Annotated in this window: 6 protein-coding genes and 1 pseudogene; 1 reads left to right on the forward strand and 6 read right to left on the reverse strand. The window is 65.8% G+C overall.

Translation table 11 applies throughout. The annotated features are described in order from the left end of the window. Window positions 1-51: 51 nt before the first annotated feature. On the reverse strand, window positions 52-3,498 hold the full coding sequence (locus tag ABD54_RS22520) for a LamG-like jellyroll fold domain-containing protein (protein WP_235432155.1): 3,447 nt from the start codon (window positions 3,496-3,498) through the stop codon (window positions 52-54). A 1,314-nt stretch (window positions 3,499-4,812) separates the two neighbouring features. Here ABD54_RS22520 and ABD54_RS29410 point away from each other — a divergent pair. Further along, window positions 4,813-5,379, forward strand: coding sequence for a transposase family protein (locus ABD54_RS29410; RefSeq protein ID WP_082166949.1), 567 nt, complete (start codon window positions 4,813-4,815; stop codon window positions 5,377-5,379). A gap of 423 nt (window positions 5,380-5,802) precedes the next feature. On the opposite strand, the gene ABD54_RS29190 is transcribed toward ABD54_RS29410, so the two are convergent. The 5 genes and pseudogenes from ABD54_RS29190 to ABD54_RS22545 form a co-directional block, all read right to left on the reverse strand. After that, window positions 5,803-6,225: an RHS repeat-associated core domain-containing protein gene (locus ABD54_RS29190; protein ID WP_047871531.1), complete on the reverse strand. Its 423-nt coding sequence runs from the start codon at window positions 6,223-6,225 to the stop codon at window positions 5,803-5,805. Window positions 6,226-6,578: 353 nt separating this feature from the next. Next, entirely contained in the window at window positions 6,579-8,687 is a 2,109-nt protein-coding gene (locus ABD54_RS22540; protein ID WP_235432156.1) for an RHS repeat-associated core domain-containing protein, read from the reverse strand. Between the two features lie 30 nt (window positions 8,688-8,717). After that, a pseudogene (locus ABD54_RS29555) lies at window positions 8,718-8,888 on the reverse strand (hypothetical protein); the annotation flags it as partial. Between the two features lie 24 nt (window positions 8,889-8,912). Next, window positions 8,913-9,542 carry an RHS repeat domain-containing protein gene (locus ABD54_RS29200; protein WP_235432157.1) on the reverse strand — a complete coding sequence of 210 codons (630 nt, stop codon included), beginning with the start codon at window positions 9,540-9,542 and terminating at the stop codon, window positions 8,913-8,915. Between the two features lie 684 nt (window positions 9,543-10,226). Next, on the reverse strand, window positions 10,227-11,705 hold the full coding sequence (locus ABD54_RS22545; RefSeq protein ID WP_047871533.1) for a site-specific integrase: 1,479 nt from the start codon (window positions 11,703-11,705) through the stop codon (window positions 10,227-10,229). Between the last annotated feature and the right edge of the window lie 346 nt (window positions 11,706-12,051).

Consider the following 12,051-nt stretch of genomic DNA (forward strand, 5'->3'; position numbering starts at 1 on the left):
CGATCACGGGGTGGGGGTGGAGAGTGAGGGGTTGCGGCTACGGGAACAGCCTCAAGCGCTGGGGAAGACGCCGTCCCGGACGTGGTGGATACCGCGTTGATCGAGTACGCCCTGGTAGGTGTGGACGTCGTCGATGTCGCCGGTCCAGTGGTAGTGGTCGTTGACACCGAGCAACTGTGCGCCGCCGATGCGCAGTCCGCCCTCGGCGTGCCAGATCTGGCCTACCTCGAGCCGGGCTTCCTCGAACCCGTTGACGTAGAGCACCAGCTCTCCCCGGGTGTGGTCGTAGAGCCCGGTCAGGTGGGTCCACTCCCCCAACCTGGCGGCGGTGGTGGAGTAGACACGGGTCCACCCCTGCGCGCCTGTGGTGGGTTCGTCGTCGTGCGGCGACACCTTGAACGTCCACGCTCCGTTGGAGCCCTGGTAGCCCAGGTGGAAAGCGCTCTGGAACTGTCCGGTCTGGCTCACCGCAGTGGCGTCGACGGACTGACCGGTCTCGTCCAGGCGGACCCAGGCTGAGACACTGAAGCTGCGGTCGGTACGCAGTGCCGGGCCGGACGTCTCGATGTGGTCACCCTCGCCGTTGAGCCGTACTCCCGGTGAGGCGGTGAAGGAGTTCTCCGCCAGGTTCCACGCGGTGGCCGGGTCGGCGCTGAGGACGGCGTCGAGTCCGTGGTCGGTGGCGTCGGCCACCGCGGTGCCCTCGTACTCGTCGAGCATCCACCGGCCCTGGGCGGCGACCGGTTGGTTGGCCAGGCGCCACACCTCGGAGGAGGTCTCGGTGTCGGAGACCGTATCGTTCAGCACCAGCCGGTCCCAGACCTTCACGTCGTCGATCGCGCCGGGCCAGTAGTAGTTGCCGACGCCCTGGAAGAGGGCGCGTCCCATGGTCAGCGGCCCGGTGGCGTTCCACCCTCCGACGAGCGTGTCCGTTCCCTGTTTCACACCGTCGACGTACAGGGTCATCTCACCGGTCTGCTCGTCGTGGGTACCCAGCAGGTGGGTCCACACCCCGACCTCGGCGGAGTCGGCGGAAGTGACCATGTCCCAGTTCCGGGAGCCGTCCCAGTACTCGTCCTCGGACGACATCTTGAACACCCACTGGCCGGTGTTGCCCTGGTAGCCCAGGTGGAAGGCGCTCTGCTGCTCGCCCTCCTGGGCGAGGGCGGTGTGGTGGGCGTAGGCGCGGTCGAGCTTGACCCACGCCGAGACGGAGAAGGTTCCGGAGGTGTCCACGGCGGAGCCGTCGGCGGTGATCTCGTCGTAGGGGCCGGGGTCGCCGTCGGTGTAGCCGCTGGTGTGGACGGCGGTGCCCTCCAGGCGGGGGGTGGGGTCGGTGTCGGGGTTGTCCACCGAGCCGACGCGTCCGCGGACCCAGTCCACCCCGTCGGAGAGTGTGGCGCCCTGGTCGGGGTTGGCCGTGTCGGCGGCCCGGTTTCCCTGTCCTTCGTCGAAGGTGTAGTGGGCGACCGGGTCGCTGGGCGCGGCGACGAGGAAGGAGTAGGCGAGCACGCAGTCGGAGGAGTTGCCGAAGGCGTCCACCGTGCGCGCGTAGACCCAGTTGGGGCCCTCCAGGCGCGGGGTGAGGGTCACCGTGACCTCACCGCCCGGCTGCTCGGGTTCGGCCTCGGTGACGCAGGAGTCGTCGTTGAGGGCGTAGAAGTAGCTCTCGGCGTTCTCGACGCCGTTGTTGGAGAGGGTGAACTGCCCGGGCAGGCCGGGGGAACCGTGGAACTCATCTCCGGCCGGGTAGTCGGTGGAGGTGACCGCGGGGCCCTGGTCGGGGCGTGTGGTGCTGACCATCAGGTAGCAGTAGCCGGTCCAGCCCGACCAGGAGGTGCCGTCGTGGGCGTTGGCCCGGTAGCCGATGAGCACGTCCTCGGGTAGTGCGCCGGAGCGCACCGACTGGTAGGAGCCCGAGGACCACACGGCCACGTTGGTGGAGGAGGTGTCCACCTCGCCGGTCCGCGTCCCGTCCACCCACCAGGCGAAGCGGGTCTTGACCTTCTGGCGGTTGGCCGAGGTGGAGTCGCGGTCGCGCACGTAGGCGGTGAAGGTGGGCCGGGTCTCGTTGATCAGGCGCGGGTTGTCCGGGTTGGTGGAGCAGGTGCCGCCGTGGGAGTCCGAGAGTTTGGTGGGGACCTCGGGCGGGTTGTTGTAGTCCACCTGAAGGGTCGGGTTGGAGTCGAAGCGGCGCCAGTCCCAGTTGCTGGAGGACTTGCTCTCGTTGCCGCGCAGGCCCAGGGTGGTGGTGGCGTGGCCCGCGTCGCGGCTGTACACGTACCCGGCGGTGGCGTTGAACTCCACCGTCGGGGAGGTGCCCCCGGGGCAGTTGGAGCGGCCGGCGTTGATGGTGCGGGTGTCGAGCCTGGTGTTCCAGAAAGCCGAGGTGTTCTGCTTGTTCCAGGTGGTGGAGGAGGTGATGGCGTCGGTGCGCCACAGCTGGATCTGCGCGTTGGTGCACCCGTAGGCGTGGGTGACCCTGGGTCGGAAGGTGACCCGGGTGATGTCGGCGTTGCGGGTGCGCGAGTCGACGCTGAAGCGCCAGAACGCGCGCTTGGTGCTGCCGTCGCTCGGTTCGTAGCCCACGCCGGGGTCGTGGGAGGTGGAGTAGTTCCAGTACGACTGGCTCGGGTAGTTGGCGTTGACGTAGGTGCGCCCCACCCGGCTCACCGCCAGCGAGGGGTCGATGTAGACCGGGTAGGCGGTCTCGGCGTCGTCGAGCATGGCCGCGTCGGGGACCAGGCGGATGCTGTCGGTGGTCAGGTCCACGCCCAGGAGTTCGGTGCGCGCGCCCATGGGGGCCATCAGCGTGGGGTCCTCGCCGGTCTCCTGTACGCCCGCGGAGTCCCACATCGCCGGGGCGACCGCGGTGAAGACGCTCTCCTGGCCCAGGTCGCCGACGGCTTCCAGGGTGCCTTTGTCGGCCAGGCGCATGGTCACACCGGTGGTGGCCAGAGCCATTTCGAGCTCGGCGAGGTCCTCGTGCCGGGCCGCCTCGGGCGTGTGTACCACCAGCACCTGTCCGAACCCGTCCACACCGGCGGTCAGGACCAGGTCCACGTCCGGCAGGACGTCGGCGTAGGTGGCCTGGGGACCGTCGACGGTGGGGGCGGGCAGGTCCTCGTGCCAGCCCAGGTCGACGGAGTTCGAGCCGATGCCGATGCTGGCCAGGGCCTGGTCCCCGCCGCCGGAGAAGGCGATGTCGGCGCTGACCGCCTTGGGTCGGAGGCGACCGTCGGAGTCCACGGTCAGGTCGGTGTCGACGGGGGTCCAGCCGTCCTGGTTCCTGACCCGCACCGGGAAGGCGCTCTGCTCCATGGTGAAGGTGCCGTCGGGGTTAGCCAGGTGCCGGGTGGTCTCGGTGGTGGCGGCGGTGATCTCGACGGGTTCGCCGGTCTCCTGCGCCAGGACCAGGGCTTCCTGGTCGGCGGTCGAGACGGAGGGGCCGGGGTCGGGCTCCTCGTCCGCGTGGGCGGGAATGGACAGAGCAGGCATGAGGAGCAACGACGCCGTGAGGGCAGCGCCGAGTACTCGCGCATGGCGGGGCATGGCAGAGCTCTCTAACCCAGGTTGGGGGATCACCGCAGGGGTCCCGTGTCATGGGGACACGGGTGGTGGTTGTCCTGGGACCGAACGGGAAGTTAGCAGCCCGAAGGAGACAACACGAGAGTGGCACACGTCACAACATGTGGCACACGAGTGCACGACATGCACATTCAGCCACAGACGGGGAACCCAGCACCATGTTGGCCGCATCCGGCCACTTCCCTCTCGTTTGGCTTGGAAAAAGCCTGTTCACAGGACTGTCCCCTTTCGTGCGCTCCAAAGGACCGCAGCTCAGCGCGAGCCCATACCGGTCCCGACGAACGCATCCCGCTGATGAGGACGAAAGCAAAAACAGACCACCGGACCCCAGGCCATCGACACCCAGCACGAGCGTCTTCCATGCGCCCTGGCCCTCGTCGCCGCGAACGTGCAGGGACCCGTTGAACGCCTCGATGCGCACCCGGAGCCGGACGGGATCGGCCTCGGCCAACTCCTTCAACCGCCACAGCACCCCGGTCCCGCTCCCCGCTTATGGAGGACCTCGCGAGGTGCCATCGGACGCCGCCAACGGGCCGTGTGTGCTCCGATTATGCTCCGCAGCTCCGTACTGACACGGCACCACGCGGCACCTCTTGACACGAAACGATGGTGGTGTTCGGATGGATAGGGACGAAACGTCACCCTGTGGCACGTAGAGGCACGAAAGCACCGGACTTCTAATCCGATGGTCGCAGGTTCGAATCCTGCCGGGTGCGCCACAAAACCCCAGTTCAGGCGGGGTGCGCGAGTCGAACAGGCGAGGCGCCGGGCCCGGATCCGGGCCTGAAATGCTCCCTGTGTGCTCCGCAGTGCAAGGTCCAGTACAGGTGGGCACCCACCTCGCGGAGCACTTTGCCGTCCCGTGACCGTGTGGGCCCAACCCGGGGCGGCCCCGTGTCCGCCCGCCAGCGCCCCACAGCCGCCCCGACACCGGTGTCCAGGCCCTACGGGCCCCATGGCCGCCCACCGGCCGGATACGGCCGATGCAGACGAAGCCCTTACCCCACCGGGCCTCGCACGCCACAATCAGATGGCATCAACAAAGCATGAAAAGAACGAGGCGGCACCGCCAACACCACAGACAAAGACGCCTCCAGTGGTGCTGTGGTCCAGAGCCCGAACGTACACGTAGTCCTCCCTTCGGCTCACCAGGCGGACTGGCCGATTCGCGTCAGTGCCCTACCCGAATCAGCAGCGCATGAGCAGCCCGGCATCCCTCGCCCGATGGATGTGGGACCCCACTGGCCCGCCCGGGATCACCAGGCGCATGCAACTGTGGGCCGTACCCGACTGGGAGGACGCCCTCGAACTCCACATGATCCGCCTCGAAGCGATCCGGCGTCTCCGCCGAGAGTTCGGGCCGTTCTGGTCACGGAAGGTGCCCGCCCACATCGCGGTCCGGCTCCAGAAGGGATTCCGAGTCCGGGAGGCTCGGGCAAGGCCAGGCACTTCGCCGCCAACGTGCAGTTCCTGTCCTGCCCGGACAGTGCCTCGCTGTGGGTCTCCGAAGCCGAACCGGGCTCGCGCCATGATCTGACCTGTGCTCGCATCCATGCCTTGTCCGTGCTCTACCCGGCCGCAACGCAAGGGCTGCGCACCTTGGTGGATGTGGGCTATCTCGGGGCCGGCATCGGGGTGCACACTCCGATATGCCCTCACCTGGACATTCTCAGCCCACTGACCAGCGACAACCGTGCTCACAGCCTGCTCCTGCGCAGCACCCGCGCCCTGGGTGAACGGGCCGCCGTCGGGCTGAAACAGCGCTGGCAGGCCCTGAACACGGCACGCTGAGCCCGAGCCGGATCGGAGCTATCACTCAAGCCGCCCTGCCCCTCAATAACGCAGGGAAATAGAACTCACTGAGAAAATCTCACTGAACCAGAGCGACCACAAAAATTTCCAGGGCGGCCAAAATGGATTATTCATGCCGACGACTCAGCCTCCATGATTATATTCTTTTCCCATGCCGAAGCACGACCAAAACTACAGACACTGGCGCCGCAACAAGAAAAATAAACAACGCCACCACAGGCGGATTGAAATATTCAGAAGCCATGATTTCAATCAAAATATAGGACACGAAACCGACAACAACAGATGAAAGCAAGGCGAATATAATCTTCACGAGAAGACCCATAACGTCAACCCTTCCAACGATGGCCCGCCTCCCATTTCAATGGAACGCGGGCCACTGATTTATATATTTATGCACATCTAGCAGTTAATGCCGCCGTGAACTGCACCGCCCAGGAGCCCCCCATAGAATCCAAGTGCTGCGCCTGCCAGGCCTCCGACAGGCCCGCCCCAGAGACCAGTCACCGCTCCTGTAACTATCCCGGTGGCCGCCATAGATCCCGCAGACGTTGCAAAACACTGCTGATACGTCTGCAGCCCAGTAGGGTCGGTGTTGTTGATGGGGTCGCACGCCGCGTAGGCGTAGTTGTTCATCTCCTGCCGGGAGGGGTCCGGCTGGGTGAAGCCCAGCGTGAACGTGCTGTGGAAGCGGTGGTTCAGATGCACCGTGCCGTCCTGGAACTGGTAGGCGCCGGTGAACCCGAACGGGCTCAACGCCGCCGCCTCGGTCCCTTCCAGGCTCTCAGAGGTGCGCTCGCCATAGGGGCTGTAGTCATAGACCACGTCCGGGGGAATCAGTCTCCGAACCCTCGACTGTCAACGCCAGCACACATGAGAAATCAGGTTCCAGAAAATTAGAATATTACATTATTCTCTATTCTTTCTAATTGCCCCACGCACAGCCCAGAATATCAGGCCAGACACAGACATTACCACCAATAGTCCAAGGGTGACCAAAGTAGCCCCCCAGACATTGCCACTCTGTCTAAAGTTTATTATAAAAAACAGAACAAGTATTGCCAATGCCACAAAGGCGAGATAAATATTCCGCATTCGTTCTTTCTTCACATCATCCTTCCTTTGTAGAGGAGCTTCTGCCTCCACTTCCCCGAAGAGAGGTGGAGGCAGAAACCATACTAGGTTGTCATGCTAGCCGAGATTCGACCGCCGCATGCCCGATCGATTGCCTGCACTTGACTGATCACGATGAGCCCGGATCCAATCGCAGCGACAAACCCCATCGGGGTGGCGGCAAAGGGAAACGAAAGCCCCGTGACGATAAGCCCCAGGATGAAACCATTGATCGCTTCGTTGCAAGAATTGAGCCCGGTGGGGTCAGTGTTGTTGATGGGGTCGCACTGGGCGTAGGCGTAGTTGTTCAACTCCTGCCGGGACGGGTCGGGCTGGGCGAAGCCCATCGTGAACGTGCTGTGGAAGCGGTGGTTCAGATGCACCATGCCGTTCTGGAACTGGTAGGCGCCGGTGAACCCGAACGGGCTCAACACCGCCGCCTCGGTCCCTTCCAGGCTCTCAGAGGTGCGCTCACCGTAGGGGCTGTAGTCGTAGACCACGTCCGGGGACTCAGCCTCCGACCCCTCGGCTGTCAGAGCCAGGACGGTGTTGTGCTGGTCGAGGGTGTAGTGGAACCGCTCATCACCGTCCCAGGCCACCATGGAGACCAGACGCCCCTCGGGGTCGCGCACGAAGCTGGTGCGCTCACCCTCGGAGGCGATGTTGGTGACCCCGAGCGCGGTGTTGGACAGCTGCCGCTCCACCCGGCTGCCCTCGTGCACGTCGGTGACGCCGCGCATCTGGGTCTGGTCGGTGGTGTCGTAACTCAGCCACGAGGCCAGTTCGCCCTGACCGTCGTTGGAGCGCAGCGTCTGGTTGGTCACCGAGTACTCGTAGACGTACTCACCTCGCGAGGTCATGTTTCCGGCCTCGTCGTGGCCCACCTCGGCTCCACGTGCGCTGGTGGGCTGGTCGGCGTCGTTGTAGGCGAACTCCTCATTCCCGGCGGTGAGCAGGTTGCCGACGTCGTCGTAGGTGTAGTCGGTGGTGCCGTCACCGGTGAGCCGGTCCAGGCCGTCGTAGGTGAAGGTCTCGGTCTCGCCTTGGACGGTGCGTGACTGCAACTGGTCGCTGTCGGCGCCGTCGTTGTCGTAGGAGTAGACAGCCTCCACCAGAGCCTGGTCGGCGGCCCCGGTGGTGGTGATACCGGTCAGACGCCCCGAGTCGTCGTAGGTACGCTCCTCCACGGCCCCGTCGGGGTGGGTGATGGAGGTGCGGCGGTTGTTGGCGTCGTTGGTGAAGGTGGTCTCGGCACCGGTGTGGTCGGTGAGTGAGGTCAGCCGGAACGCGGCGTCGTAGCCGTAGGTCGTGGTCTTACCGTGTTCGACCATCTCGGTGACGTTGCCCGCGGCGTCGTAGGCGTAGGTGGTCCTCTCGCTCCCGGCCGAGTCGGTGCGCACGGTTTCGAGCAGGTCGCCGCGGCCGTTGTAGGAGTGCTCCACACTCGCCTGGTCGGTGTGCGTCGTGATCTGGCGGCCGTTGCCGTCGTAGGCGATGGCCTGGAGCAGGTCGCCGCCCTGGGAGATGGACACGATCCGGTCGAGGCGGTCGTAGCCGTACTCCAGCCTCACACCGTTGCCGTCGGTCACCTCCGTGACTCGCGACAGCGCGTCGTAGCCGAAGGAGGTGGTGCCCATCGGCCCCGGCTCGTCCATCGCCGTCATGTTGCCCACGTTGTCATAGCTGTAGGTGGTGGAGTTGCCGTTGGCGTCCTGTATCTCGGACACCAGCCCTTGGCCGGTGTAGGCGATGTCAGTGACCTCGATGTCCATCTCCTCCTGGACGGCGGAGGTGAGGTTGCCGGCGTCGTCGTAGGACATCTCCAACGTGTCCCCGTCCGGGGTGGTCACGCTGGTGGGCTTGGCCGGGTTGGCCGTGTCCGCGAACCCGACCGAAGTGGCCGCCCCTGTGGGCAGTTCGGTGCCGATGAGGTTGTTGAACTCGTCGTAGTCGTAGGTCACCGAGGCCTCCAGGGCGTCGGTGGTGGTGGCCACGTCCGAGTTCGACGTCCAGGTCTGGGAGCGGGTGTTGCCCACCTGGTCGGTCGCCGAGGTCTGGCGCCCCTGGTCGTCGAACTCGAAGGTGGACTCACCGCCGTTGGGATCGGTAACCGTGGTCTGTCCGTCCCCGTAGGAGTAAGACGTGGTCGCCCCGTCCTCACTGCCGTCGGGCACGGTCAGGCTGGAGATCCGGTCCTCATCGTCGTAGTCGAAGCGCCAGGCCGCGCCGGTGGCATCGGTGATCGAGAGCAGATGTTGACCGCTCTCGTCCCAGTCGAAGGCCAGGTCCTGTCCGGCCCGATCGGTCAGAGCGAGTACGTCACCGTATTCGTTGTGCTCGAATACTGCGGCAGCTTCACCGGCCGGGTCGGTGATCGACTTGACCCGGTTCCAGTACTCCTACTCGAAGGTGGTCACTCGATCCTGGGTGTCCACAATCGAGGCCAGGTCCCCCTCGGGGTTGTAGCGCATCCGGTGAGTGTTGCCGTTACGGTCGGCCTGGGAGTACAGCCACCCGTCGGCGTTGAAGGTCCACACCTGGTCGGCGTACTCGCCGCGGTGGAAGGTCAGCGCGTAGTGGCCATTCGACAGCTCCTCCAGTTCGGCGTTCAGCCCCGGGGGCGGGGTGAAGGAGCCGTCCTCGGCGATGTCGAAGCTTTCGCAGTAGCCGGAAGGGCCCTGGAAGATGATGCTGTTGGTGTAGATGCGCAGTCCCACATCACGGCCATGAGAAACGGTCCAGCCATCTAGGGAGTTGTAGAAGCTGGAGACCGACAGGTCCAGCCCAGTTCCGGCCATGGTCAGGTTGCGGTGGCGGACAACGAGGTTGCCGTTTTCGGTGTTAACCGTCAGTTCCATGCGGTCGCTGATCTGGTGACGCTCCAGCGGATACCAGGACTGGATACCGCGGTTGACGCCGTCGTCACAGGTGAGAACCCGGGGCTCGGGGTTCTCCGCGCGGGCTTCGGGGGCGGCTTCGTCTTCGGCTCCGGGTGGAGACCAGGGTTCGTTGGGTGGTTCTCCGCCCACGGTTCGGTATTGGCCTCGCCCGGCTCCCAGGTGTCGGGGACCGGGACGGTGCGATCGCGAGGCGAGTGGGGGTCGGCGTCGGCCAGGGCCGGGGGCGCGGACAGCAGCCCCAGCACGAGGGTGGAGGCGGCCGTCGCGGCCGTCAGGGACCAGGGGATGTGCTTTCTCACGAGGGGGATCGCTCCCAGGGGTGGGGATGTGCACGGGGAACACCCGGACATGACCCTGGTCTGAGGGTCCGTCTCCGGGTGGCTCAGGCACCCGGTACGTTACGGAACCCCGACGCGAGAGCACCATGAGCCCAGGGTGAAGAACGTGACCCTGGGTGAGAGGGACCTTCGGGAAGTTTGACCACGGGCGCAACGGAGAGTGACCGCGTTCGCGCAGGTGAACACGCACGCCCGTAGAAACGGAGCGCTGCCTTCACCAGGTGCTGTCCCTGAGTCCTATTGGGCTCGGTGGCCGGAACCGGCCCCGACGACAACAGTTGCCAGGCGACAACATGGTGCGAAAGGCACGATGCTCACCGGAGTGGACACTCCCCCCAGGCCACCTCCAGGGGACCTTTGATCCGATCGGTTACCGGGCCCGGGCATGAGGAAACCCCAGGCCAGTCGGGGTGAACCCGTGGACTGGCCTGGGGTTGGTGGTGCCGTGTGGCTCCTGGTGTGCTCGCCAGTTCGCCTACCCGGCCCTCACCGGAGCCGGACCACGCAGCAGCGCAGCGGTGGCCTCAGCCGCCGCCTTGGCCACGTCCGGAAACACCGACTGGTAGGTGTCCTGGGTGAAGTGCGTGGTCGCGTGCCCCAACTCGCTGGACACGACCTTCACGTCCGTTCCCGCGGCCAACGCCAACGAGGCAGCCCCATGACGGAGCCCGTGCAACGTGATCGGCGGCAACCCAGCAGCCCTGGCAATGCGTAGGAACCAGTCACTGACCTGCCCCGGATGCCACCCCGAACCGTTCTCCTTGGTGAAGGCCAAACCAGTGTCCATCCACGCTGCTCCGGCCTTGAGTCGGGCCTCGTTCTGGAACCTCTTCCAAGCCCGCAACACCTTGATGGTGTCCGCGTCCAGAGTGATCGTGCGCTGCCCGGCCGCGCTCTTCGGCGTGGAGGTGATCGTCTCCCACGCGAGTTGTACGACCTGGACGCGGATGTCGATCTGCCCGTCTATCAACCTCGTGTTGGACCAGGGCAGTCCGACCGCTTCTCCTCGCCGCAGGCCCTTGACCGCGATCAGGTGGAACATCGGATACAGCCACGGGTACTTCCTCGCGTGCACCAGAAAAACGCGTGTCTGCTCCGGGGTCCACACCATCACCTCCCCCGGTACCGTGCCGTCCTTCTTCCACTGACGCACCCGGTCCAGTGTCCACACCAAAGGACGCTTCCTCGGACACGAGGGCAACCGCACGTGCGAGGCGATGTTCACCGACACGGGCAGGTCCGGGCGGCGCACCGCCTCCGACAAGGCGCTGCGCAAGGTGGCGCGGATCCGGTGCTTGGTGGACAGCGAGATCACCCGCCGCCCGCGCACCGAGGCCCGCACTTGGGGGTCGTCGGACTCGCGGCACTCCAGGATGTGAGCGTTGGTTTCCTCGATGGCCGCGAACATGCTCTCGACGTGGCGGGCCTGGAGCTTGTCCACCCGGAGCCGGCCCAGATACGGGACGAGATAGGTGCGGATGTGCCCGGCGTAGGAGGCCCGGGTTCCCGCAGCCAGATCGGGCTTGCCCTTCAACCACTCCCCCAGCCATGCGGCGAGGGTGGGTGGTTCGGTGCGTACGTCCACCGCCATCGCCACCCGCCTGCGTACCTCCTCCAGGTCCGGCAACGGGCGGCGCTGCTTCAACGCCGCCTGGACCAGGTCAGCGATCTGCGCCTCCACCACCGGCTCCCTCTCGGCCAGGGCGATGAGCGCCTTGACGTGTTCCAGTCCTTTCCGGGCCTGCTCCTGGGAGGCCAGGCCGACCCGGCGGGCTTGGCGGCGCCCGCCCTCACCGGTCGGGGGAAGCTCGTACTGGAACGCCCACGCCCCATGGGCCGGGTTCCAGCCCCCGGTCCGGCGCTTGAGCTGCGGACACCTCACCCCCAACGATCTGCCGGTGTTCTCGTCGCGGCATCCGCACCGTTTGAACGTGGACCCCTCACGCGCGGCCATGCACGGCCTCACCTTCGTCTCGCTCCCCACGCACACCACATCCGCCAACCCTCGGCAGTGAGCCGACCTCGGCCACCGTGACCGAAGTACTCACACCCACACGACCCACCTCACTACCACCTCTGAACTGCGCGGATACGGCGTACGGCCCCGCGTGTGGCGGGGCACCACGCATCCACGCTCGACCTCGTAGAGGTGGTCAAGCGGATTCAGCAGGAACGTCGTCCGATGGGCACACACCCCCGCCCGCCTACGTGACGAGAACTACCCACTGGGGTATAAGTCTGGACGCCCCTTGGCCCACCCACAGGGGCGTTGACCTGCGCATCAGCACGGGCCGGGGTGG

Source organism: Nocardiopsis sp. RV163, from assembly GCF_001029525.1.
Classification (GTDB): domain Bacteria; phylum Actinomycetota; class Actinomycetes; order Streptosporangiales; family Streptosporangiaceae; genus Nocardiopsis; species Nocardiopsis dassonvillei.

Coding starts and splice junctions, on each gene's coding strand:
- ABD54_RS22520 (WP_235432155.1), bottom strand. CDS start 3,498: ATGCCTGCTCTGTCCATTCCCGCCCACGCGGACGAGGAGCCCGACCCC.
- ABD54_RS29410 (WP_082166949.1), top strand. CDS start 4,813: ATGGATGTGGGACCCCACTGGCCCGCCCGGGATCACCAGGCGCATGCA.
- ABD54_RS22545 (WP_047871533.1), bottom strand. CDS start 11,705: ATGGCCGCGCGTGAGGGGTCCACGTTCAAACGGTGCGGATGCCGCGAC.